This window comes from Bacillus sp. OxB-1 (assembly GCF_000829195.1).
GTDB lineage: Bacteria > Bacillota > Bacilli > Bacillales_A > Planococcaceae > Sporosarcina.
Genome location: NZ_AP013294.1, coordinates 697,321 through 720,129, shown reverse-complemented (window position 1 = coordinate 720,129; position 22,809 = coordinate 697,321). Strand labels below are relative to the sequence as shown.

At 48.0% G+C, this 22,809-nt stretch carries 27 protein-coding genes and 1 other annotated feature; of the genes, 26 read left to right on the top strand and 1 reads right to left on the bottom strand.

From position 1 onward, the window contains the following. Positions 1 to 82 precede the first annotated feature (82 nt). The 11 genes from rplA to tuf all read left to right on the top strand — a co-directional run bounded on the left by rplA (position 83) and on the right by tuf (position 15,265). Positions 83 to 781: a 50S ribosomal protein L1 gene (rplA, locus tag OXB_RS03825; RefSeq protein ID WP_041072040.1), complete on the top strand. Its 699-nt coding sequence runs from the start codon at positions 83 to 85 to the stop codon at positions 779 to 781. Positions 782 to 857: 76 nt separating this feature from the next. Further along, positions 858 to 1,003: a sequence feature (ribosomal protein L10 leader region), on the top strand. A 34-nt stretch (positions 1,004 to 1,037) separates the two neighbouring features. After that, positions 1,038 to 1,538 (top strand): 50S ribosomal protein L10, encoded by a 501-nt coding sequence (gene rplJ, locus OXB_RS03820; RefSeq protein WP_041072038.1) that lies wholly within the window; start codon positions 1,038 to 1,040, stop codon positions 1,536 to 1,538. A 66-nt stretch (positions 1,539 to 1,604) separates the two neighbouring features. Then, positions 1,605 to 1,970, top strand: coding sequence for a 50S ribosomal protein L7/L12 (gene rplL, locus OXB_RS03815; RefSeq protein WP_041072036.1), 366 nt, complete (start codon positions 1,605 to 1,607; stop codon positions 1,968 to 1,970). A 102-nt stretch (positions 1,971 to 2,072) separates the two neighbouring features. Then, entirely contained in the window at positions 2,073 to 2,675 is a 603-nt protein-coding gene (locus tag OXB_RS03810) for a class I SAM-dependent methyltransferase (RefSeq protein WP_041072034.1), read from the top strand. A gap of 229 nt (positions 2,676 to 2,904) precedes the next feature. Next, complete coding sequence (gene rpoB, locus OXB_RS03805) at positions 2,905 to 6,438, top strand: DNA-directed RNA polymerase subunit beta (RefSeq protein ID WP_041072032.1); 3,534 nt, start codon at positions 2,905 to 2,907, stop codon at positions 6,436 to 6,438. A 158-nt stretch (positions 6,439 to 6,596) separates the two neighbouring features. Further along, positions 6,597 to 10,199, top strand: a complete 3,603-nt coding sequence (gene rpoC / locus OXB_RS03800; RefSeq protein WP_041072030.1) for a DNA-directed RNA polymerase subunit beta' — start codon at positions 6,597 to 6,599, stop codon at positions 10,197 to 10,199. 130 nt (positions 10,200 to 10,329) lie between these two features. Continuing rightward, complete coding sequence (locus tag OXB_RS03795; protein ID WP_041072024.1) at positions 10,330 to 10,578, top strand: 50S ribosomal protein L7ae-like protein; 249 nt, start codon at positions 10,330 to 10,332, stop codon at positions 10,576 to 10,578. Positions 10,579 to 10,680: 102 nt separating this feature from the next. Next, positions 10,681 to 11,100 (top strand): 30S ribosomal protein S12, encoded by a 420-nt coding sequence (rpsL, locus tag OXB_RS03790; RefSeq protein WP_041072020.1) that lies wholly within the window; start codon positions 10,681 to 10,683, stop codon positions 11,098 to 11,100. 38 nt (positions 11,101 to 11,138) lie between these two features. After that, positions 11,139 to 11,609, top strand: coding sequence for a 30S ribosomal protein S7 (gene rpsG, locus OXB_RS03785; RefSeq protein WP_041072018.1), 471 nt, complete (start codon positions 11,139 to 11,141; stop codon positions 11,607 to 11,609). Positions 11,610 to 11,870: 261 nt separating this feature from the next. After that, positions 11,871 to 13,949, top strand: coding sequence for an elongation factor G (fusA, locus tag OXB_RS03775; RefSeq protein ID WP_041072014.1), 2,079 nt, complete (start codon positions 11,871 to 11,873; stop codon positions 13,947 to 13,949). 128 nt (positions 13,950 to 14,077) lie between these two features. Next, positions 14,078 to 15,265 (top strand): elongation factor Tu, encoded by a 1,188-nt coding sequence (tuf, locus tag OXB_RS03770; protein ID WP_041072008.1) that lies wholly within the window; start codon positions 14,078 to 14,080, stop codon positions 15,263 to 15,265. 461 nt (positions 15,266 to 15,726) lie between these two features. Here the strand turns inward: tuf and OXB_RS19285 are convergent, their stop codons facing one another. After that, on the bottom strand, positions 15,727 to 15,855 hold the full coding sequence (locus tag OXB_RS19285) for a hypothetical protein (RefSeq protein WP_269447825.1): 129 nt from the start codon (positions 15,853 to 15,855) through the stop codon (positions 15,727 to 15,729). A 342-nt stretch (positions 15,856 to 16,197) separates the two neighbouring features. On the opposite strand from OXB_RS19285, the gene rpsJ reads away from it, so the two are divergent. The 15 genes from rpsJ to rpsN are packed head-to-tail and all read left to right on the top strand — an operon-like array spanning position 16,198 to position 22,790. Beyond that, the gene (gene rpsJ / locus OXB_RS03765) at positions 16,198 to 16,506 is read left to right on the top strand and encodes a 30S ribosomal protein S10 (RefSeq protein WP_041072006.1); all 309 of its coding nucleotides are present in this window, start codon (positions 16,198 to 16,200) and stop codon (positions 16,504 to 16,506) included. Positions 16,507 to 16,549: 43 nt separating this feature from the next. After that, entirely contained in the window at positions 16,550 to 17,179 is a 630-nt protein-coding gene (gene rplC, locus OXB_RS03760) for a 50S ribosomal protein L3 (RefSeq protein ID WP_041072004.1), read from the top strand. Positions 17,180 to 17,207: 28 nt separating this feature from the next. Beyond that, positions 17,208 to 17,831, top strand: a complete 624-nt coding sequence (gene rplD, locus OXB_RS03755; protein WP_041072001.1) for a 50S ribosomal protein L4 — start codon at positions 17,208 to 17,210, stop codon at positions 17,829 to 17,831. Then, entirely contained in the window at positions 17,831 to 18,115 is a 285-nt protein-coding gene (gene rplW, locus OXB_RS03750; RefSeq protein WP_041071999.1) for a 50S ribosomal protein L23, read from the top strand. Before rplD ends, rplW begins: the two co-directional genes overlap by 1 nt. A gap of 45 nt (positions 18,116 to 18,160) precedes the next feature. Beyond that, positions 18,161 to 18,991, top strand: a complete 831-nt coding sequence (gene rplB, locus OXB_RS03745; protein ID WP_041071997.1) for a 50S ribosomal protein L2 — start codon at positions 18,161 to 18,163, stop codon at positions 18,989 to 18,991. 60 nt (positions 18,992 to 19,051) lie between these two features. After that, entirely contained in the window at positions 19,052 to 19,330 is a 279-nt protein-coding gene (rpsS, locus tag OXB_RS03740) for a 30S ribosomal protein S19 (protein ID WP_041071995.1), read from the top strand. 19 nt (positions 19,331 to 19,349) lie between these two features. Further along, positions 19,350 to 19,694: a 50S ribosomal protein L22 gene (gene rplV, locus OXB_RS03735; RefSeq protein WP_041071994.1), complete on the top strand. Its 345-nt coding sequence runs from the start codon at positions 19,350 to 19,352 to the stop codon at positions 19,692 to 19,694. A 3-nt stretch (positions 19,695 to 19,697) separates the two neighbouring features. Then, entirely contained in the window at positions 19,698 to 20,354 is a 657-nt protein-coding gene (gene rpsC / locus OXB_RS03730; protein ID WP_041071992.1) for a 30S ribosomal protein S3, read from the top strand. A gap of 1 nt (position 20,355) precedes the next feature. After that, a complete protein-coding gene (rplP, locus tag OXB_RS03725; RefSeq protein ID WP_041071990.1) occupies positions 20,356 to 20,790 on the top strand; it encodes a 50S ribosomal protein L16 in 435 nt (144 codons plus the stop codon). Further along, entirely contained in the window at positions 20,780 to 20,980 is a 201-nt protein-coding gene (gene rpmC, locus OXB_RS03720) for a 50S ribosomal protein L29 (RefSeq protein WP_009499049.1), read from the top strand. The genes rplP and rpmC overlap by 11 nt, the downstream gene beginning before the upstream one ends. 17 nt (positions 20,981 to 20,997) lie before the next feature. After that, positions 20,998 to 21,261, top strand: coding sequence for a 30S ribosomal protein S17 (rpsQ, locus tag OXB_RS03715; protein ID WP_041071986.1), 264 nt, complete (start codon positions 20,998 to 21,000; stop codon positions 21,259 to 21,261). A gap of 40 nt (positions 21,262 to 21,301) precedes the next feature. After that, positions 21,302 to 21,670 carry a 50S ribosomal protein L14 gene (gene rplN, locus OXB_RS03710; protein ID WP_041071984.1) on the top strand — a complete coding sequence of 123 codons (369 nt, stop codon included), beginning with the start codon at positions 21,302 to 21,304 and terminating at the stop codon, positions 21,668 to 21,670. A gap of 35 nt (positions 21,671 to 21,705) precedes the next feature. Further along, positions 21,706 to 22,017 (top strand): 50S ribosomal protein L24, encoded by a 312-nt coding sequence (gene rplX, locus OXB_RS03705; protein WP_041071982.1) that lies wholly within the window; start codon positions 21,706 to 21,708, stop codon positions 22,015 to 22,017. Between the two features lie 27 nt (positions 22,018 to 22,044). Beyond that, a complete protein-coding gene (gene rplE, locus OXB_RS03700) occupies positions 22,045 to 22,584 on the top strand; it encodes a 50S ribosomal protein L5 (RefSeq protein WP_041071981.1) in 540 nt (179 codons plus the stop codon). A 20-nt stretch (positions 22,585 to 22,604) separates the two neighbouring features. After that, complete coding sequence (rpsN, locus tag OXB_RS18340; RefSeq protein WP_007085277.1) at positions 22,605 to 22,790, top strand: 30S ribosomal protein S14; 186 nt, start codon at positions 22,605 to 22,607, stop codon at positions 22,788 to 22,790. Positions 22,791 to 22,809 lie beyond the last annotated feature (19 nt).

Below are 22,809 nucleotides of genomic sequence, written 5' to 3'. Positions count from 1 at the left end.
TGCGCTCGTTCCTTGGAACACGCAACCCTTATTCGTGGGAGGTTTAATCCGTTAAGACCACAAACAAGGAGGAAAAAATCAAATGGCTAAACGTGGTAAGAAGTTCACAGAAGCTGCGAAGCTCGTGGACCGTACAAAAGCGTACGACTTGAAAGAAGCGATTGAGCTTGCGAAAAAGACAAGCACAGTCAATTTTGACGCAACAGTGGAAGTGGCATTCCGTCTTGGAATCGACACTCGTAAAAACGACCAGCAAATCCGTGGAGCAGTCGTGCTTCCGCACGGTACTGGTAAAACACAACGTGTACTCGTTTTCGCTAAAGGCGATAAACTTAAAGAAGCGGAAGCTGCTGGTGCAGACTATGCAGGCGATGCTGAATATATCAATAAAATCCAACAAGGTTGGTTTGACTTCGACGTAATCGTTGCAACACCTGACATGATGGGTGAAGTCGGTAAAATCGGTCGTGTTCTTGGACCGAAAGGCCTTATGCCGAACCCGAAAACAGGCACTGTAACATTTGATGTTGCAAAAGCGGTTGAAGAGATCAAAGCAGGTAAAGTGGAATACCGTGCTGACAAAGCAGGAATCATCCATGCACCGATCGGTAAAGCTTCATTCGATAACGAGAAATTAGAAGGCAACTTCAATACTGTTTTCGAAACGATCCAAAAAGCGAAGCCGGCTGCAGCAAAAGGAACTTACATGAAGTCCGTCAACATCACGACTACTATGGGTCCTGCTGTTAAAATCGATCCTTCCAGCGTCGATATCAAATAATCTATATTCAATGGACTGAATTTGGATTAAGTATTGACATGCGAGACGGAAGTTGATAAAATAACTCTCGTTATGTGATTCATATCCATTTGTACCGTAGACAGCAGGGGCGGCTTGCCGCTTAATGATCCTGCCGAGGACAAGACGCTCTTTAATTTTAAAGATGACGACTTTTCTGCCCTCGTGTCTACTTCCGTAGACCGGGGGCTTTTTCATATCGGTATAAGTGACCCCAAACTTTTTAGGAGGTGTCCAGATGAGCAAGGTGTTAGAAGCTAAACAAGCTGTTGTTGGAGAAATTTCGGATAAGTTGAAAGCATCGGCGTCTGTCGTTGTCGTAGACTACCGTGGTCTTAACGTCAGCCAAGTTACAGAACTGCGTAAACAGCTTCGTGAAGCAGGCGTTGACTTCAAAGTTTACAAAAACTCAATGGCGCGCCGTGCTGCTGAAGCTGCAGGACTGGAAGGGTTGAACGAACATCTGACAGGGCCGAATGCGATCGCATTCTCAACGGAAGATGTAGTAGCCCCTGCGAAAATCTTGAATGATTTCGCAAAGAAAAACGAAAAGCTTGAAATCAAAGCTGGTGTAATCGAAGGGACAATCGCTACAGAGGCAGATGTCAAAGCATTGGCAGAACTTCCATCCCGCGAAGGTCTACTTTCCATGCTACTCAGCGTACTTCAAGCTCCAATGCGCAACTTCGCGCTTGCAACAAAAGCAGTTGCAGACCAGAAAGAAGAGCAAGGCGCGTAAGAAAGCCGCCTGAACGGATAACCCAGGCCATTGCCTGACACAAAACAATTTTAGGAGGAAACACAAATGACTAATCAACAAATCCTTGACGCGATCAAAGAAATGACAGTTCTTGAATTGAACGACCTTGTAAAAGCAATCGAAGAAGAGTTCGGCGTAACAGCTGCTGCTCCAGTTGCAATGGCAGGCGGCGCTGCTGGTGGCGAAGCTGCTGCTGAGCAAACTGAATTCGACGTAATCCTTGCTGCTGCAGGACAAGAAAAAATCAAAGTTATCAAAGCGGTTCGTGAAATCACAGGCCTTGGCTTGAAAGAAGCGAAAGAAGTCGTTGATAACGCTCCAAAACCAATCAAAGAAGGCGCTTCTAAAGAAGAAGCTGAAGAAATCAAAACAAAACTTGAAGAAGTTGGAGCAACAATCGAACTTAAGTAATCTCGTAATATGGAAGAAAAGCTCGTCGGAAACGGACGGGCTTTTCTTCGTTTTGTCTTATCGTAAATCTGTGTGATTGAATAAGGAGGGTGCGAAGACGGCATGTCTGAACATTATTACTCGGTTGACCCGAAAGTGAAAAGCGATCCGAAAGAATGGACCGCTGAAATACGTGGCATTCGATTGAAATTCAGGACGGATGCAGGCGTGTTCAGTAAAGGGGAGGTCGATTTCGGTTCGAGACTATTGGCGGAGGCCTTCGAATTGCCTGACACAGAGGGTGATCTTCTGGATGTCGGATGCGGTTACGGGCCGATCGGCTTGTCGCTTGCCGTTTCATTTCCTGCACGGACAATCCAGATGGTCGATGTGAATGAACGTGCTCTTGCCCTGGCGAAACATAACGCGCAGCAGAATGGGATAGACAATGCGAAGATCTATTCGAGCGATGCGCTGGATTCAGTGAAAGCGGAAGGGTTTGCGGCAATTCTGACGAATCCGCCGATCCGGGCCGGGAAAGAAACGGTCTTCAAGATTTACAAAGAAGCTTACTCGAAACTTGGAACCGACGGCGAACTTTGGGTCGTCATTCAGAAAAAGCAGGGAGCGCCTTCGACGATGGCTCGTTTAGAGGAGCTGTTCGGCAACGTGGAGACGGTGGCGAAGAAGAAAGGGTATTTCATTTTGAAAGCAATAAAGTCTTGACTTGCGCTCTTGTTTGCTCTATAATTGTTAAATGCAGAAATTATTATATTGCGGTCGTATGCCCTTTTGCATGAAATTTGGAAATGAAAGGCATACTGACGATAGATAACGGATTGTCAAACCGAAAATGAGCTCTTGCCGGAACTCGTTTTCTTTTTGTTTTTTCGATATCATACAACATTTTTATGATTTCGCAAAGGACTAATATTTGTTTTGAGGGGTGAAAGAGTTGACAGGTCATTTAGTTCAGTATGGTCAACACCGTCAGCGCAGAAGTTTCGCACGGATCAGCGAAGTGCTCGATCTGCCGAATCTGATTGAAATCCAGACGGCATCTTATGAGTGGTTCTTGGAAGAAGGATTGCGGGAGATGTTCCACGATATTTCCCCGATCCAGGATTTCACTGGAAACCTTTCGTTGGAATTCATCGATTACCAATTGGGCGAGCCCAAATATCCTGTCGATGAATCGAAAGAGCGTGACGTTACATACGCAGCGCCATTGCGTGTGAAGGTCCGCTTGCATAACAAAGAGACGGAAGAAGTGAAAGAGCAAGACGTCTTCATGGGGGATTTCCCTCTCATGACAGAAAACGGGACGTTCATCATCAATGGTGCGGAACGGGTTATCGTTTCCCAGCTTGTCCGCTCTCCAAGTGTCTATTACAACGATAAGACAGACAAGAACGGGAAACGCGGCTTCGGAGCAACGGTCATCCCGAACCGTGGTGCATGGCTCGAGTATGAAACGGATGCCAAGGATGTTGTCCATGTGCGGATTGATCGTACGCGGAAGCTTCCAGTCACCGTCCTTCTCCGTGCCCTCGGGTTCTCTTCCGATCAGGAGATCATCGAATTGATCGGGGATAATGAATATCTCCGCAACTCGCTCGAAAAGGATAATACCGAAGGATCTGAAAAAGCCTTGCTTGAGATTTATGAAAGGCTGCGACCGGGTGAACCACCAACGCTGGACAGCGCGAAAAACCTCCTGTTTTCCCGCTTCTTCGATCCGAAACGTTATGATCTGGCCAATGTCGGCCGTTATAAAATGAATAAAAAGCTTCACCTGCAAAATCGCTTGTTCAATCAAACCATCGCCGAAACGCTAGTGGATCCTGAAACAGGGGAAATCATAGTCGAAAAGGATACGCTGCTCGACCGGCGTACGCTCGACCGCCTGATCCCTTATTTGGAAAAAGGCATCGGTACGGAGGAGTTGACACACGCTGGAGGCATTTTGGATGAACCGATCGTCATCCAGACGGTGAAAATCTATGCGCCGAAAAGCGAAGAGAAACAAGTGATAAACGTCATTTCAAATGCAAATGTGGACGAATCGGTCAAGCATGTCACGCCTGCAGATATCGTGGCGTCCATCAGCTATTTCTTCAACCTCCTTCATGGGGTGGGGAACACGGATGACATTGACCATCTTGGAAACCGTCGCCTCCGTTCGGTGGGCGAGCTCTTGCAAAACCAATTCCGGATCGGGCTTTCCCGGATGGAACGGGTCGTTAAAGAACGGATGTCCATCAACGACACGCAATCGATCGTGCCTCAGCAACTGATCAATATCCGGCCGGTCATCGCGTCCATCAAGGAATTCTTCGGAAGCTCCCAGCTATCCCAGTTCATGGACCAGACGAATCCGCTTGCCGAATTGACGCATAAGCGGAGACTATCCGCACTCGGACCTGGCGGTTTAACACGGGAACGTGCAGGGATGGAAGTCCGGGACGTTCACTATTCCCACTACGGGCGGATGTGTCCGATCGAAACACCGGAGGGTCCGAACATCGGGCTTATCAACTCCCTTTCGACCTTCGCGAAAGTGAATAAATTCGGCTTCATTGAAACGCCATACCGGAAAGTCGATCCGGTGACAGGGAAGGTCACTGCTCAAATCGATTATTTGACCGCGGATGTGGAAGATAACTATGTCGTTGCACAAGCGAATGCCATCCTCAGTGAAGATGGATCATTCGTCAACGATGAGATCGTCGGCCGTTTCCAAGGCGATAACACTGTATTCAAGCGCGAACAGATTGACTATATGGACGTGTCACCGAAACAGGTTGTATCGGCTGCTACGGCTTGTATCCCGTTCCTTGAGAACGATGACTCGAACCGTGCCCTCATGGGAGCGAACATGCAGCGGCAAGCCGTCCCTCTTCTGAATCCGGAAGCACCGCTCGTCGGTACAGGAATGGAACATGTGTCCGCACGTGACTCCGGGGCAGCTGTCCTTTCGAAAGTCGATGGCATCGTGGAGCATGTGGAAGCGAAGGAAATCCGGGTGCGCCGGATTGAAACAGTGGATGGAAAAGAAGTGAAGGGTGACCTCGTGACATATCGTCTCGAAAACTTCATCCGTTCCAACCAAGGGACTTGTTACAACCAACGTCCGATCGTCAGCGTCGGCGACCGGGTCAAGCCTCTCGATATCCTGGCTGACGGACCTTCGATGGAAAAAGGGGAACTTGCGCTTGGCCGTAACGTTCTGACTGCATTCATGACATGGGATGGTTTCAACTACGAGGATGCGATCATCATCAGTGAGCGTCTCGTCAAGGATGATGTCTTCACTTCCGTCCATATCGAAGAGTACGAATCCGAAGCACGTGATACGAAACTGGGACCTGAAGAGATCACGCGAGACATTCCGAACGTCGGTGAAGATGCACTCCGCAACCTGGACGATCGAGGAATTATCCGTATCGGCGCGGAAGTGCGCGACGGCGATATCCTAGTCGGAAAAGTAACACCAAAAGGGGTTACAGAACTGACTGCCGAAGAACGTCTTCTTCACGCAATCTTCGGTGAGAAAGCACGTGAAGTCCGCGATACTTCATTGCGTGTGCCGCATGGCGCCGGCGGAATTGTCCTGGATGTCAAAGTGTTCAACCGGGAAGACGGCGACGAGCTACCGCCAGGTGTGAACCAATTGGTCCGCGCCTATATCGTCCAGAAACGGAAAATTTCCGTTGGGGACAAAATGGCCGGACGTCACGGTAACAAAGGGGTCATTTCCCGGATCCTGCCTGAATCGGATATGCCGTACTTGCCGGACGGCACACCAATCGATGTCATGCTTAACCCGCTTGGGGTTCCATCGCGGATGAACATCGGGCAAGTATTGGAAATGCACCTTGGCATGGCGGCTCGCAACCTCGGCATCCACACCGCTTCCCCTGTATTTGACGGGGCGAATGAAGAGGATGTCTGGAACACGATGGAAGAAGCCGGCATGAACCGTGATGGTAAAACGATCCTTTATGACGGACGTTCAGGAGAAGCGTTTGATAACCGCGTTTCTGTCGGAGTCATGTACCTGATCAAACTGGCACACATGGTCGATGATAAACTCCATGCGCGTTCCACTGGCCCTTATTCGTTGGTCACCCAGCAACCGCTCGGCGGAAAAGCGCAATTCGGTGGACAACGTTTCGGGGAGATGGAAGTGTGGGCGCTGGAAGCATACGGCGCCGCGTATACACTTCAGGAGATCCTGACAGTGAAATCGGATGATGTCGTCGGGCGTGTGAAAACGTATGAAGCGATCGTCAAAGGAGAGAGCGTTCCACAACCGGGCGTTCCAGAGTCTTTCAAAGTTCTGATCAAAGAACTTCAAAGCTTGGGCTTGGACGTTAAAATGCTATCTCTTGACCTCGAAGAGATCGAGCTTCGCGACCATGACGAAGACGATGATATGCAGCCGACTGATGCGCTGAACCTTATCAAAGAGGACCAGCCAGTCTGATTTCCGGAACGATGCGGAAGTGCTGAGAAGGGGCCCATTGGTGCTCCTTCTCAGTATCTGCAAAAGTCCGGATTTGATGTGTACGGAAATGTTTAGGATATAGCGAAAGATTTAGGGAAAGCCAACTGCAGCGATAAGACTAGAGGGAGGTAGGCTCCTTGATAGATGTTAATAATTTTGAGTATATGAAAATCGGCCTCGCTTCACCGGATAAGATCCGATCTTGGTCCTATGGTGAAGTGAAAAAGCCGGAAACGATCAACTATCGGACGTTGAAACCGGAAAAAGACGGCCTGTTCTGTGAACGTATTTTCGGACCTACAAAAGATTGGGAATGTCATTGCGGTAAATACAAACGGGTGCGCTATAAAGGTGTGGTCTGCGATCGTTGCGGCGTAGAAGTGACTCGGCAAAAAGTCCGCCGCGAACGGATGGGACATATCGAACTTGCGGCACCAGTGACGCATATTTGGTACTTCAAAGGGATCCCGAGCCGGATGGGCCTCATCTTGGACATGACTCCCCGTGCGTTGGAAGAAGTCATTTATTTCGCTTCGTACGTCGTGGTGGACCCGGCGGATACGCCACTTGAAAGAAAGCAATTGCTCTCTGAAAAGGAGTATCGCGTATACCGGGAAAAATACGGCAACAAATTCCAAGCGTTGATGGGTGCAGAGGCGATTGAACGTCTTCTGATGGCCATTGATTTGGAAAAAGAGATGGAAACACTTAAAGAGGAACTGAAGACTGTCCAAGGACAACGCCGTACACGTGCGATCCGTCGTCTGGAAGTCGTCGAGTCGTTCCGTAATTCCGGCAATAAACCGGAGTGGATGGTTCTCGAAGTGCTTCCGGTCATTCCTCCTGAATTGCGTCCGATGGTCCAACTTGACGGAGGACGATTTGCGACGTCCGACTTAAATGATTTATACCGTCGGGTCATCAACCGGAACAACCGTCTGAAACGCCTGCTTGACCTGGGGGCGCCTGGCATTATCGTCCAGAATGAAAAACGGATGCTGCAGGAAGCTGTCGATGCCCTCGTCGACAATGGCCGCCGCGGCCGCCCGGTCACTGGACCAGGAAATCGTCCATTGAAATCCCTCTCCCATATGTTGAAAGGGAAACAAGGACGTTTCCGTCAGAACTTGTTAGGAAAACGGGTGGACTATTCCGGACGTTCGGTTATCGTTGTCGGTCCGAACTTGAAAATGTATCAATGCGGACTGCCGAAAGAAATGGCCGTAGAGCTATTCAAACCGTTCGTCATGAAAGAACTGGTTGAGCGCGGTTTAGCGCATAATATCAAAAGTGCGAAACGGAAAATCGAGCGGCTCCATTCGGAAGTATGGGATGTCCTCGAGGACGTCATCAAGGAGCATCCGGTCTTGCTTAACCGTGCCCCTACGCTTCACCGTCTTGGAATCCAAGCGTTCGAGCCGATTCTAGTGGAAGGCCGCGCCATCACGCTTCACCCGCTCGTATGTACGGCGTATAATGCTGACTTCGACGGTGACCAAATGGCCGTTCACGTTCCGCTATCAGCTGAAGCCCAAGCGGAAGCGAGACTACTCATGCTTGCGGCTCAGAATATCTTGAACCCGAAAGACGGAAAACCGGTTGTTACACCGTCCCAGGACATGGTATTGGGGAACTATTACCTCACATTGGAACGGGAAGGCGCGACGGGAGAAGGAGCGGTTTTCCGTGATGTGAACGAGGCATTGATCGCTTACCAGAACGGTCACGTCCATCTTCATTCCCGGATTGCGATCCAAGCGGGTTCTTTAAATAACCCGACGTTTACGGAAGAGCAGAACGGACAGCTTCTTCTGACGACAGTCGGAAAAATCATTTTCAACGAAATCTTGCCGGAATCATTCCCTTATATCAATGAACCGACAGATTTCAACTTGCAAATCGAAACACCGGAGAAATATTTCATTCCGGGAACGGTGGATCCGAAAGAGCACTTGAAAGAAATGGAAATTGTTCCGCCGTTCAAGAAGAAAATCTTGGGGAATATCATCGCGGAAATCTTCAAGCGTTTCCATATTACGGAAACGTCCCGGATGCTGGACCGGATGAAAGACCTCGGTTTCAAATATTCCACTCGTGCCGGTATTACGATCGGTATTTCCGATATCGTCGTATTGCCGAACAAAGACGAAATCTTGCAAGAAGCGCAGGATAAAGTGGACAAAGTCATGCAGCAGTTCCGCCGTGGTTTGATCACGGAAGAAGAGCGGTATGACCGCGTCATCTCGTATTGGAGCCATGCCAAGGACGTCATTCAGGATAAGCTGATGGACTCCCTGGAACATACGAACCCGATTTACATGATGAGTGACTCCGGTGCCCGGGGTAACGCATCCAACTTTACACAACTCGCGGGAATGCGCGGACTGATGGCCAACCCGGCTGGGCGGATCATCGAACTTCCGATCAAATCTTCGTTCCGTGAAGGGCTGACGGTACTCGAGTACTTCATCTCCACGCACGGTGCGCGGAAAGGTCTGGCGGATACGGCGCTGAAAACAGCCGACTCCGGTTACTTGACTCGTCGACTTGTGGACGTTGCGCAAGACGTCATCGTCCGTGAAGACGACTGTGGCACGGATCGTGGATTGGAAGTCAAAGCGTTGACAGAAGGCACGGAAATCATCGAAAGCCTTGAAGAACGTATCGAAGGCCGCCATGCGAAGAAGACGATCTACCATCCTGAAACAAATGAAGTGATCTTGCAGAAAGATGCGTTGATCACTGCGGATACTGCCCGCATCATCACGGAAGCGGGAATCGAAACGGTGTCCATCCGTTCTGCATTCACTTGTAACACGAAGCACGGCGTATGTAAGAAGTGTTACGGCATCAACCTTGCGACTGGCGAAAAGGTCGAAGTCGGCGAAGCGGTCGGAATCATTGCGGCTCAATCGATCGGTGAACCGGGAACACAGCTTACGATGCGTACGTTCCATACAGGTGGGGTAGCAGGAGACGATATCACGCAAGGTCTTCCGCGTATCCAAGAGATTTTCGAAGCGCGGAATCCGAAAGGGCAAGCGGTTATTTCGGAAATCAAAGGGGAAATCGTCGACATCGATGAAATCCGGGAAGGCCAGAAAGAAATCACGATTCAAGGCGAAGTGGAAACGCGCAAATACTTGGCTCCATATAACGCTCGCCTGAAAGTGGAACTCGGCGATACGATTGACCGAGGCGAAGTCATTACGGAAGGTTCGATCGATCCGAAAGAATTGATTGTCGTAAAAGATGTCGCAACGGTTCAGGAGTATCTGCTGAAAGAAGTTCAAAAAGTATATCGTATGCAAGGGGTTGAAATCGGCGATAAGCACGTCGAGGTCATGGTCCGTCAAATGTTGCGGAAAGTCCGTGTCATCGAAGCGGGCGACACTGATCTGCTTCCAGGATCCTTGCTCGATATCCATCAATTCGCCGAAGCGAACGCGGAGGTATTGCAAGTTGGCAAAGTGCCGGCTACATGCCGACCTGTCATCCTCGGAATTACAAAAGCCTCGCTCGAGACGGAATCTTTCCTATCGGCGGCATCTTTCCAAGAGACGACGCGTGTCTTGACGGATGCGGCGATCAAAGGGAAAACCGACGAATTGCTTGGCCTGAAAGAGAATGTCATCATCGGGAAACTGGTGCCGGCTGGAACAGGAATGCAGCGTTATCGCCATATTGAAATGGTGCATGATGAAGAGGATAGCGTTTCAGAAAAAGTTGCAGCGGAATAAAGGCGGATCCGCAAAACGGGGGGCATAAAAAATCCCCCCGTCCTTTCCATTATGTGTTGACAGTTTTATCTTCAGGTGATAATATACAAAAGGTTGATAGTTAAATGTCTGTGCTTTGGAGGATATGCTCATGTCTTATGAAAAAGTCGAACAGGCAAAAAAGACGATCATCGGTACAAAGCAGACAGTGAAAGCAATACGCGCCGGCGACGTGATCGAGGTCATCGTTGCAAAGGATGCCGAAGGGCGAGTTGTCAATCCGGTGTTGGACGCAGCGGAATCTCACGGCGTACCTGTCAATTACGTAGAGTCGAGGGAAAAGCTCGGAGATGCGTGTGGCATACAAGTCGGGGCAGCGGTTGTTGCAATCACTGGATAATGGTTTTTGTGTGAAATAACACAAAGACTTTGTTTTTACCCAAAAAATGAACCACCTGGATGTGTGGTCTTACTAAATCATGTTTGAAAGGAGGAAAAACCGATGCCTACAATTAACCAATTGGTCCGCAAACCACGTAAATCGAAGGTGGCAGGATCTAAATCACCAGCGCTCGGAAAAACTTACAACAGTTTCAAAAAGTCAATGACCAACGTAAACTCTCCACAAAAACGGGGTGTCTGCACACGTGTTGGTACAATGACACCGAAGAAACCGAACTCGGCTCTTCGTAAATATGCACGTGTACGTTTGACAAACTCGTTGGAAGTCAACGCATATATCCCGGGTGAAGGCCACAACCTGCAAGAGCACAGTGTTGTCCTAATCCGCGGTGGCCGTGTAAAAGACTTACCGGGTGTTCGTTACCACATCGTTCGTGGTGCGCTTGACACTGCTGGAGTTACAGGTCGTATGCAAAGCCGTTCTATGTACGGTGCGAAAAAACCAAAAGAAAAGAAATAATCATTCTGAACTGATCATCTCGAAAGGAGGAAAACAACATGCCTCGTAAAGGTCCTGTTGCAAAACGTGACGTACTTCCGGATCCGATTTATAATTCGAAACTCGTCTCACGTCTCATCAACAAAATGATGGTTGACGGTAAAAAAGGTACATCCCAAAAAATCCTCTATGGTGCGTTCGAACTTATTAGAGAACGTTCCGGAAAGGATCCACTCGAAGTATTCGAAGCAGCGCTTAACAATGTTATGCCTGTACTTGAAGTTCGCGCACGCCGTGTAGGTGGAGCGAACTACCAAGTTCCAGTAGAAGTCCGTCCGGATCGCCGTACGACTCTCGGCCTTCGCTACCTTGTGAACTATTCCCGCAGCCGCGGTGAAAAAACGATGGAAGAACGTCTTGCGAACGAAATCCTCGACGCTTCCAACAACACAGGTGCTTCCGTAAAACGTCGTGAAGAAATGCACAAAATGGCGGAAGCGAACAAAGCATTCGCTCACTACCGCTGGTAAGATCGGATGGTCCAATTTAACAGGCCTTTCCTCTAGGCGATCAAAGATCCATACCGGATTCGAGATTACCTGCCGAAAAGTCCGGGCAAATCATCAACGGCGCTTTCATTGCGCAAATTTACATTGCCTTGTTTGAATTGGACATCCATTTTTACATTCAGCTGGCCACTAAACCGAGGTGCAGATCGCATTTGTTCTGGTCGCATCCTATTCGCTGAATGAACTGAATACTCTAATCCGAATCGGAAGGAGATATACAAAATGGCTAGAGAGTTCTCCTTAGAGAATACTCGTAACATTGGTATCATGGCTCACATTGACGCCGGTAAAACGACGACGACAGAGCGGATCCTTTTTTACACTGGTAAGATCCACAAGATCGGTGAAACGCACGAAGGGGCTTCCCAAATGGACTGGATGGAGCAGGAGCAAGAACGTGGGATCACGATCACTTCCGCTGCAACTACAGCACAATGGAAAGGCCACCGTGTCAACATCATCGACACACCAGGACACGTAGACTTCACAGTCGAAGTGGAACGTTCACTTCGTGTACTTGACGGTGCAGTTACTGTTCTTGATGCTCAATCAGGTGTTGAGCCACAAACTGAAACGGTATGGCGTCAAGCTACGACATATGGTGTTCCACGTCTTGTATTTGTCAACAAAATGGACAAAACGGGTGCGGACTTCCTGTATGCAGTGAAGACCCTTCATGACCGTCTTCAAGCGAATGCGCATCCAATCCAATTGCCGATTGGTGCAGAAGATACATTCAGCGGAATCATCGACCTTGTCGAAATGAAAGCGACAATGTACGGGAATGACCTTGGTACAGATACTACTATTGAGGAAATCCCGGAAGAGTACCGCGCGCAAGCTGAGGAGTACCGCGAGAAACTAATCGAAGCAATCGTTGACTTTGATGAAGATCTCATGGAAAAATACCTTGGCGGCGAAGAGCTTTCCGTTGAGGAAATCAAAACAGCAATCCGTAAAGCGACACTCGCGGTTGAATTCTACCCGGTCGTTTGCGGTACGGCTTTCAAAAACAAAGGGGTCCAACTTGTGCTTGACGCAGTTGTCGACTACCTTCCATCACCGATTGACATTCCTCCGATGAAAGGGATCAACCCTGACTCTGAGGAAGAGGAAGAGCGTCCATCCAGCGATGACGAGCCATTCTCTGCTCTGGCGTTCAAAGTTATGACAGACCCGTTTGTCGGGAAGCTTACTTTCTTCCGTATTTATTCCGGCGTACTTCAATCCGGTTCATACGTATTGAACTCGTCAAAAGGAAAACGTGAGCGTGTAGGTCGTATCCTGCAGATGCACGCGAACAGCCGTGAAGAAATTTCAGAAGTGCATGCGGGTGAAATCGCTGCAGCAGTTGGTTTGAAAGACACAGGAACAGGCGACACGCTTTGTGACGACAAAGCGCCAATCATCCTGGAGTCCATGGAATTCCCTGAGCCGGTTATTTCGGTTGCAATCGAACCGAAAACAAAAGCGGACCAAGACAAAATGGGTCAAGCCCTTGCTAAATTGCAAGAAGAAGACCCGACATTCCGTGCACATACAGACCAAGAAACAGGCGAAGTCATCATCGCTGGTATGGGTGAACTTCACCTTGATATCATCGTTGACCGTCTACGCCGTGAATTTAAGGTTGAAGCGAACGTAGGGGCTCCACAAGTTTCCTACCGTGAAACATTCCGTCAATCTGCTGAAGTCGAAGGTAAATTCGTACGTCAGTCAGGTGGTCGTGGTCAATTCGGTCACGTTTGGATCGAGTTCTCCCCGAACGAAGAAGGAAAAGGTTTCGAATTCGAAAACGCAATCGTCGGTGGGGTTGTTCCGCGTGAGTACATCCCAGCAGTTGAAGCAGGTCTTCGCGACTCGCTTGACAACGGGGTTATCGCCGGCTATCCATTGATCGATATCAAAGCACGTCTATTCGATGGTTCTTACCACGATGTAGACTCCAACGAAATGGCGTTCAAAATTGCCGCTTCCATGGCATTGAAAAACGCTGTATCGAAAGTTAACCCAGTTCTTCTTGAGCCGATGATGAAAGTGGAAGTCATCATTCCGGAAGAATACATGGGCGACATCATGGGTGACATCACTTCACGCCGTGGACGCGTAGAAGGTATGGAAGCTCGCGGTAACGCACAAGTCGTACGTGCAATGGTACCACTTGCTGAAATGTTCGGTTACGCAACATCTCTTCGTTCCAACACACAAGGCCGTGGAGTCTTCTCCATGGTGTTCGATCACTACGAAGAAGTTCCGAAATCCATTTCAGAAGAAGTCATCAAGAAAAATAAAGGTCAGTAATAAGAACTCGTTCTTGTTTCCGACCATGAATCCTTGTAAGATATGGGTAGTTGGTGGAGCCCCTTGCTCCGCTGGCACCCGTAGCTATAGAAATACAATACTTTTATATTTTAAGGAGGATTTCCAAGATGGGAAAAGAAAAATTTGACCGCTCCAAGGAGCACGCTAACGTTGGTACAATCGGTCACGTTGACCATGGTAAAACAACTCTAACTGCTGCAATTGCAACAGTTCTTTCAAAAAGAATGGGTGGAGAAGCGAAATCTTACGCTGACGTAGATAACGCGCCAGAAGAAAAAGAGCGTGGAATCACGATCAATACTTCACACATCGAGTACGAAACTGACAAACGTCACTATGCACACGTTGACTGCCCAGGTCACGCTGACTACGTTAAAAACATGATCACTGGTGCTGCTCAAATGGACGGCGGTATCCTAGTAGTATCTGCTGCTGACGGCCCAATGCCACAAACTCGTGAGCACATCCTTCTTTCACGTCAAGTAGGTGTTCCTTACCTAGTTGTCTTCATGAACAAATGTGACATGGTAGACGACGAAGAACTTCTTGAACTAGTTGAAATGGAAATTCGCGACCTTCTATCTGAGTACGAGTTCCCTGGCGATGACATTCCAGTTATCAAAGGTTCTGCTCTAAAAGCTCTTGAAGGTGAAGCTGAGTGGGAAGAGAAAATCGTTGAATTGATGAACGCTGTTGACGAGTACATCCCAACACCACCACGTGACACTGAAAAACCATTCATGATGCCAGTTGAGGACGTATTCTCAATCACTGGTCGTGGTACAGTAGCAACAGGCCGTGTTGAGCGTGGACAAGTTAAAGTCGGCGACGTAGTCGACATCGTTGGTATCGTAGACGAAGCGAAATCTACAACTGTTACAGGTGTAGAGATGTTCCGTAAACTTCTTGACTATGCAGAAGCTGGAGACAACATCGGTGCACTTCTTCGTGGGGTAGCACGTGATGACATCCAACGTGGACAAGTTCTTGCAAAACCAGGTTCAATCGTTCCACACACTAAATTTACTTCTGAAGTATATGTTCTTTCTAAAGAAGAGGGTGGACGTCACACTCCATTCTTCTCTAACTACCGTCCACAGTTCTACTTCCGTACAACGGACGTAACTGGCGTTATCGAACTTCCTGAAGGCGTAGAAATGGTTATGCCTGGGGATAACGTTGAAATGACAGTAGAATTGATCGCTCCAATCGCTCTTGAAGAAGGTACAAAATTCTCAATCCGTGAGGGTGGCCGTACTGTAGGCGCTGGCGTTGTAGCAACAATCCAAGCTTAATCATACATTCGCACGAATGAAAACCCGCCCCCGTGGCGGGTTTTTGATTTGCTCGGAATTAGCGGTTGGCGATAGTTAAGGCAGGGTAGCCTAGGGTCAAATAGAGGGCTCTCCCAACAATTGATTCATGGCACCGCACTTCCGGATGCACAAATGCTGATAACTCGGGTGAAGTGCTGATAATTTCGTGCCGAAGCCGATAACTTGGCCCCAAAGCTGATATCCTCAATGGAACGCTGATAACTTCGCGCAAATGTTGATAGCTTCGACAGGACAACGGAAGCTATTGCGTCTTCGCTGATGCTGATACGGTTTTCTCAGTTAACGCTGTCCGCGCTCATAACCCGGCCTCTCGCGCTCATAACCCTGCATGGTCGCTCATTCTCCTGTCTGTTTCGTTCATAATCCTGGACCCACGCCCATATACAAGTAAGTCGCGCTTATAAAACACAGATCAGCGCTCATTCCCGCTTGTCCCGAGCCCGTAACTTTGCTTGAACGCTCATAACCTCTTTCGTCCCGCCTGCACCAACGGCTTTCCCGCTCATGTCCCTGCCGATCGTGCTCAAAAAGCAAGGAACCTTGCCCATAAATCATTCTTCCCCGCCAATAATCCCGTACCCCGCTCCATACTCCCGCGTCCCCCTGGAAATACCAATGCCACTCCACCACCACCCCGTCTAGCAAAAATGTTCGGACTATTAGTGGCAGCCTTGCATTACAAGCGGGATGAGTTTATAATAATAAAGTCTTAGAAAGAATTTCGTCAAAAGGCTTGCGGGATTCTTTTTCTTTATGTATAATGTTGAATGTTGGTCTTTGACTGCGATGAAGCGGGAGGTTGCCGACACACCCGGCCGCTTTGCCATGGCATGTGTGTGGGAAATTTCCGTGGAGAATGTCTAGAAAATAGGCGAGAAGGAGGGAAAATAATGGCAAAACAAAAGATTCGTATCCGTTTGAAAGCATATGATCATGGGATTCTTGATCAATCGGCAGAAAAGATTGTAGAAACTGCAAAACGTTCGGGTGCTAGTGTGTCGGGTCCGATTCCACTACCAACTGAAAGATCGGTTTACACAATCCTTCGTGCGGTACATAAGTACAAAGATTCGCGCGAACAGTTCGAGATGCGTACACACAAACGTCTGATCGATATCGTCAAACCGACTCCACAAACAGTCGATGCGTTGATGAAACTTGATTTACCATCTGGCGTTGACATTGAAATCAAACTTTAATCGATAAAAAATATTACTCACATTAATTCAGGAGGTGTGACAAATGACCAAAGGAATCTTAGGAAGAAAAGTCGGCATGACGCAAATCTTTGCTGAAAACGGCGATCTGATCCCAGTGACTGTTATCGAAGCTGCTCCAAACGTAGTTCTTCAAAAGAAAACTGCTGAAACGGACGGTTACGAAGCAATCCAACTTGGATTTGAAGATAAACGTGAAAAGCTTGCAAACAAACCTGAAAAAGGACACGTTGCAAAAGCTGAAACGGCACCTAAGCGCTTCATTCGCGAATTCCGCGGATTAGACGTAAATGGGTACGAAGTTGGTCAGGAAGTCAAAGTCGATACATTCGTAGAAGGCGATATTGTCGACGTTACAGGAACATCAAAAGGTAAAGGATTCCAAGGTGTTATCAAACGCCACGGACAATCACGCGGACCTATGTCTCACGGTTCCCGTTACCACCGTCGTCCCGGTTCCATGGGTGCGGTTGACGGACAACGCGTATTCAAAGGGAAAAAGCTCCCTGGACGTACTGGCGGTAAAACCGTAACAATCCAAAACCTAGAAATTGCACGGGTGGATGCAGAACGCAATCTGCTACTCGTTAAAGGGAACATTCCTGGAGCACGCAAATCACTAATCCAAGTGAAAAGTGCCGTAAAAGGAAACTGATCATCAGTAAAGGAAGGAGGAAAACAGAATGCCTAAAGTATCCGTACTAAACCAGACTGGTTCTACTGTCGGCGACATCGAATTGAACGATGCGATCTTCGGAATCGAGCCGAACGAAGCAGTCCTATTCGAAACATTGGTTCAACAACGCGCTTCTTTGCGCCAAGGGAACCATAAAGTAAAAACACGCGCAGAAGTCGCTGGCGGCGGCCGTAAACCATGGCGCCAAAAAGGGACTGGACGTGCACGTCAAGGTTCCATCCGTTCACCACAATGGCGTGGCGGTGGTATCGTATTCGGTCCAGCACCACGTAGCTACAGCTACAAATTGCCGAAAAAAGTCCGTAGATTGGCCCTTCGCTCTGCACTTTCTTCAAAAGTGCGTGAAGAGAACCTGATCGTTCTTGAAGGACTTGCATTTGATGCGCCAAAAACAAAAGAATTCATGAAAGTTCTTTCCGCTCTTTCCATCGACAAGAAAGCATTGATTGTCACGGCTGATCTGGATGAAACAGTTGCACTATCTGCACGCAACATCCCTGGCGTCAGCGTCATCACTGCAAACGGCATTAACGTCCTTGATCTTGTCGGTCACGACAAACTCGTCATGACGAAAGCAGCAGTCCAAAAAGTAGAGGAGGTGCTTGGTTAATGGAAGCACGTGATGTATTAAAACGTCCGGTCATTACCGAGCGTTCTTCTGAACAAATGGAACTCAGAAAATATACATTCGAAGTCGACACTCGTGCAAATAAAACGCACATCAAACAAGCGGTCGAAGAAATCTTCGGTGTAGACGTTGAAAAAGTCAACGTTCAGAACTACAAAGGCAAGTTCAAACGTATGGGTCGCCATGCAGGTTACACGAACAAACGCCGTAAAGCGATCGTTACCCTGACAGCAGACTCGAAAGACATTGAACTATTCGAAATCTGATTGAAATAACACAAGCTAGTCAATTATACGAAGGAGGGAACAACAATGGCGATTAAGAAATACAAACCTACCTCCAACGGACGTCGTAACATGACTTCTTCGGACTACTCCGCAATCACGACGGATAAGCCGGAAAAATCATTGCTTGCACCGATTACTCGGAAAGGCGGCCGTAACAACACAGGTAGGACTACTGTTCGTCACCAAGGTGGCGGCCACAAGCGCCAATACCGGATCATCGATTTCCAACGTCGCAAAGATGGCATTCCTGGACGCGTTGCTACAATCGAATACGATCCAAACCGTTCGGCGAACATTGCGCTGATCAATTACGCAGATGGGGAGAAACGTTATATCCTCGCACCGAAAGGATTGCAAGTCGGCATGACAGTCATGTCTGGTCCGGATGCAGATATCCGCGTAGGTAACACTCTTCCACTAGAAAACATTCCAATGGGTTCAACAATTCATAACATCGAATTGAAACCAGGAAAAGGCGGACAATTGGTACGTTCAGCTGGTACTTCAGCACAACTGCTTGGACGTGAAGGCAAATACGTCATCATTCGTCTGCAATCCGGTGAAGTCCGCATGATCCTTTCCACTTGCCGCGCTACAATCGGTCAAGTCGGAAACGAACAACATGAATTGATCAACATCGGTAAAGCAGGTCGCTCCCGCTGGTTAGGAAAACGTCCAGCAGTCCGCGGATCTGTCATGAACCCGAACGATCACCCACACGGTGGTGGGGAAGGCCGTACACCAATCGGTCGTCCGAGCCCAGTTACTCCTTGGGGTAAACCGGCACTTGGTCTTAAAACTCGTAAGAAAAACAAAAAATCCGACAAACTCATCGTTCGTCGTCGTAAAAAATAATGTGGATGCACTGCGGTTCAATGATTGGACCGTAGTACACACACGGAGGGAGGTTCCGACATGGGCCGCAGCTTGAAAAAAGGACCTTTTGTTGACGATCACCTAATGAAAAAGGTGGAAGCACAAAAGGACTCAGAGAAAAAACAGGTAATCAAAACTTGGTCTCGCCGTTCAACAATCTTCCCGTCGTTCATCGGAATGACGATTGCTGTATACGACGGTCGTAAGCACGTTCCTGTTTATGTGACTGAAGATATGGTAGGTCATAAACTAGGTGAATTCGCACCGACGCGCACATACAAAGGACATGGCGCCGACGATAAGAAAACAAGACGTTAATTGAGAGGAGGTTATTTTGATGCAACAAGCAAAAGCTACTGCCCGCACAGTCCGTATTGCTCCTCGCAAAGTCCGTATGGTCGTTGATCTTATCCGGGGCAAAAAAGTCGGTGAAGCTGTCGCGATTCTACGCCTGACGCCAAAAGCGGCATCTCCGGTCGTAGAGAAGGTACTGAATTCAGCTCTAGCGAACGCTGAACACAACTATGAAATGGATGTCGAAAACCTAATTGTTAGCGAAGTATTCGTTGACGAAGGTCCGACAATGAAACGTTTCCGTCCACGCGCACAAGGCCGTGCAAGTGCGATCAACAAACGTACGAGCCACATCACTGTAGTGGTATCAGAAAAGAAGGAGGGATAATTCGTGGGTCAAAAAGTACATCCTAACGGGTTGCGGGTCGGTATCATCCGTGACTGGGAGTCCAAATGGTATGCAGAAAAAGACTATGCGACTCTTTTACACGAAGACTTGAAAATCCGTGATTTTATCGAAAAACGTCTTGTAGACGCTTCTGTTTCTAAAGTGGAGATCGAGCGTGCTGCAAAACGCGTTAATATTACAATTCACACTGCGAAGCCAGGTATGGTAATCGGAAAAGGTGGCTCCGAGGTCGAAGCACTTCGTAAAAGCCTGAACGAATTGACTGGCAAGCGTGTACACATCAACATCGTTGAAATCAAACGCGCTGACCTTGACGCGAAATTGGTTGCAGAATCAATCGCACGTCAATTGGAAAGCCGTGTATCATTCCGTCGTGCACAGAAACAAGCGATCCAACGCACAATCCGTGCTGGCGCGAAAGGAATCAAAACACAAGTATCCGGACGTCTTGGCGGTGCTGACATCGCACGTGCGGAGCACTACAGCGAAGGTACTGTTCCACTCCATACGCTTCGTGCAGATATCGACTATGCGCACGCAGAAGCAGACACAACTTACGGTAAACTAGGTGTCAAAGTATGGATTTACCGTGGAGAAGTCCTTCCAGTGAAGAAGAACTCTGAGGAAGGAGGCAACTAATATGTTAATGCCTAAACGCGTTAAATATCGTCGTGTATTCCGTGGTAAAATGCGCGGAACTACGAAAGGCGGAGCATCAGTTCAGTTCGGTGAATACGGTCTGCAATCCCTGGAATCATCTTGGATCACAAACCGTCAAATCGAATCTGCACGTATCGCCATGACACGTTACATGAAACGTGGCGGTAAAGTTTGGATCAACATCTTCCCGCATAAACCATATACCAAAAAGCCTCTTGAAGTCCGGATGGGTTCCGGTAAAGGTGCTGTTGAAGGTTGGGTAGCGGTTGTTAAACCTGGCCGTGTAATGTTTGAAATCGCAGGTGTTTCAGAAGAAGTTGCACGTGAAGCGCTTCGCCTGGCATCTCACAAACTTCCTGTCAAATGTAAGTTTGTAAAACGTGAAGAAATTGGTGGTGAATCTAATGAAAGCTAAAGAAATCCGTGACTTGACAACTGCAGAGATCGAGCAAAAAGTGAAATCACTGAAAGAAGAGCTTTTCAACCTTCGCTTCCAATTAGCGACAGGACAATTAGAAAACACTGCACGCATCCGGGAAGTCCGCAAATCCATTGCGCGCATGAAAACCGTAATACGTCAAAGAGAAATCAGTGCAAATAACTGATGAAGGAGGTTGCAGCCATGACTGAGCGTAACCAGCGCAAAGTATATACAGGCCGTGTCGTATCCGACAAAATGGATAAAACAGTTACTGTAATGGTCGAAACGCAAAAGAAGCACTCTTTATACGGCAAGCGTGTAAAGTATTCTAAAAAGTTCAAGGCCCATGATGAATTGAACGAAGCGAAAATCGGAGACATCGTCCGCATTATGGAAACTCGTCCATTATCGGCGACAAAGCGTTTCCGTGTAACGGAAATCGTCGAGAAAGCGATCATCATCTAAATTACGTTCGGAGATTTAAATCCGAGAGGAGGGTACCTCAATGATCCAACAGGAAAGTCGTATGAAAGTTGCCGACAACTCAGGCGCTCGTGAAGTTCTCACAATTAAAGTACTAGGCGGAACAGGCCGTAAGATTGCAAATATCGGTGATGTTGTCGTATGTACAGTGAAGAAAGCTACACCAGGCGGCGTTGTCAAGAAAGGCGACATCGTAAAAGCAGTTATCGTTCGCACAAAAAGCGGAGTTCGTCGTAAAGACGGTTCCTACATCACGTTTGACGAGAACGCATGCGTTATCATCCGTGACGACAAGAGCCCGCGTGGAACTCGTATTTTCGGACCGGTTGCTCGTGAACTGCGCGACAGCAACTTCATGAAAATCATTTCACTCGCTCCAGAAGTTCTTTAATCCCATGAGAGTGCCAATCAAGGAGGTGCGACAGAATGCATGTTAAAAAAGGTGATAAAGTGATGGTCATCACTGGTAAAGACAAAGGTAAAACCGGTGTGATTCTTGCTGCTTTCCCTAAAAAGGACCGTGTGCTTGTTGAAGGTGTCAACATCATCAAAAAACATACGAAACCGAATCAAGAAAATCCTCAAGGTGGAATCATCAGCCAAGAGGCGACGATCCATGTATCGAACGTCATGGTCATCGATCCTAAAACAGGCGAGCCAAGTCGGGTAGGATACAAATTCGAAGATGGCAAAAAAGTTCGTGTTGCTAAAAAATCCGGTGAATCACTGGATAAATAAGCGACAAGATGAAAGGAGGTCCAATAGATGAGCCGTTTAAAAGAAAAGTTCAATACAGAGATCACACCTGCTCTCATGAGCAAGTTTGACTATACATCCGTAATGCAAGTACCGAAAGTGGACAAAATCGTCATTAACATGGGTGTTGGTGATGCGGTCCAAAACGCTAAAGCACTTGATGCGGCAGTGGAAGATTTGACAATCATCTCCGGCCAAAAGCCGGTCATCACAAAAGCGAAGAAATCGATCGCTGGATTCCGTCTTCGTGAAGGAATGCCAATCGGAGCGAAAGTTACATTGCGCGGCGAGCGTATGTACGAATTCCTCGATAAGCTGATCTCAATTTCCCTACCGCGTGTACGTGACTTCCGTGGTGTTTCCAAGAAAGCATTCGACGGTCGCGGAAACTACACACTTGGTGTGAAAGAACAACTTATTTTCCCTGAAATCGACTACGATAAAGTTTCTAAAATTCGCGGTATGGATATCGTCATCGTTACGACTGCAAACTCAGACGAAGAAGCTCGTGAGCTCTTGACGCAGTTCGGCATGCCGTTCCAAAAGTAAACTAAGAGGGAGGCGAAAACGTGGCTAAAAAATCAATGATCGCTAAACAACAACGTACGCCAAAGTTCAAAGTGCAAGAGTACACACGCTGTGAGCGCTGTGGCCGTCCGCACTCTGTCTATCGTAAATTCAAACTTTGCCGTATTTGTTTCCGTGAACTAGCATACAAGGGACAAATTCCAGGCGTTAAAAAAGCTAGCTGGTAATCCCCTAAATTTGGGAAGG

Excerpts from the sequence above, each read along its gene's own strand:
- rplL (WP_041072036.1), top strand. The coding sequence starts at position 1,605 with ATGACTAATCAACAAATCCTTGACGCGATCAAAGAAATGACAGTTCTT.
- rpsS (WP_041071995.1), top strand. The coding sequence starts at position 19,052 with ATGGGCCGCAGCTTGAAAAAAGGACCTTTTGTTGACGATCACCTAATG.
- rplX (WP_041071982.1), top strand. The coding sequence starts at position 21,706 with ATGCATGTTAAAAAAGGTGATAAAGTGATGGTCATCACTGGTAAAGAC.
- OXB_RS19285 (WP_269447825.1), bottom strand. The coding sequence starts at position 15,855 with ATGGGCAAGGTTCCTTGCTTTTTGAGCACGATCGGCAGGGACATGAGC.
- rplB (WP_041071997.1), top strand. The coding sequence starts at position 18,161 with ATGGCGATTAAGAAATACAAACCTACCTCCAACGGACGTCGTAACATG.
- OXB_RS03795 (WP_041072024.1), top strand. The coding sequence starts at position 10,330 with ATGTCTTATGAAAAAGTCGAACAGGCAAAAAAGACGATCATCGGTACA.
- fusA (WP_041072014.1), top strand. The coding sequence starts at position 11,871 with ATGGCTAGAGAGTTCTCCTTAGAGAATACTCGTAACATTGGTATCATG.
- rpsJ (WP_041072006.1), top strand. The coding sequence starts at position 16,198 with ATGGCAAAACAAAAGATTCGTATCCGTTTGAAAGCATATGATCATGGG.
- rplW (WP_041071999.1), top strand. The coding sequence starts at position 17,831 with ATGGAAGCACGTGATGTATTAAAACGTCCGGTCATTACCGAGCGTTCT.
- rplJ (WP_041072038.1), top strand. The coding sequence starts at position 1,038 with ATGAGCAAGGTGTTAGAAGCTAAACAAGCTGTTGTTGGAGAAATTTCG.
- tuf (WP_041072008.1), top strand. The coding sequence starts at position 14,078 with ATGGGAAAAGAAAAATTTGACCGCTCCAAGGAGCACGCTAACGTTGGT.
- rplE (WP_041071981.1), top strand. The coding sequence starts at position 22,045 with ATGAGCCGTTTAAAAGAAAAGTTCAATACAGAGATCACACCTGCTCTC.
- rplN (WP_041071984.1), top strand. The coding sequence starts at position 21,302 with ATGATCCAACAGGAAAGTCGTATGAAAGTTGCCGACAACTCAGGCGCT.
- rplA (WP_041072040.1), top strand. The coding sequence starts at position 83 with ATGGCTAAACGTGGTAAGAAGTTCACAGAAGCTGCGAAGCTCGTGGAC.
- rpsQ (WP_041071986.1), top strand. The coding sequence starts at position 20,998 with ATGACTGAGCGTAACCAGCGCAAAGTATATACAGGCCGTGTCGTATCC.
- OXB_RS03810 (WP_041072034.1), top strand. The coding sequence starts at position 2,073 with ATGTCTGAACATTATTACTCGGTTGACCCGAAAGTGAAAAGCGATCCG.
- rplV (WP_041071994.1), top strand. The coding sequence starts at position 19,350 with ATGCAACAAGCAAAAGCTACTGCCCGCACAGTCCGTATTGCTCCTCGC.
- rpsL (WP_041072020.1), top strand. The coding sequence starts at position 10,681 with ATGCCTACAATTAACCAATTGGTCCGCAAACCACGTAAATCGAAGGTG.
- rpmC (WP_009499049.1), top strand. The coding sequence starts at position 20,780 with ATGAAAGCTAAAGAAATCCGTGACTTGACAACTGCAGAGATCGAGCAA.
- rpsG (WP_041072018.1), top strand. The coding sequence starts at position 11,139 with ATGCCTCGTAAAGGTCCTGTTGCAAAACGTGACGTACTTCCGGATCCG.
- rplC (WP_041072004.1), top strand. The coding sequence starts at position 16,550 with ATGACCAAAGGAATCTTAGGAAGAAAAGTCGGCATGACGCAAATCTTT.
- rplD (WP_041072001.1), top strand. The coding sequence starts at position 17,208 with ATGCCTAAAGTATCCGTACTAAACCAGACTGGTTCTACTGTCGGCGAC.
- rplP (WP_041071990.1), top strand. The coding sequence starts at position 20,356 with ATGTTAATGCCTAAACGCGTTAAATATCGTCGTGTATTCCGTGGTAAA.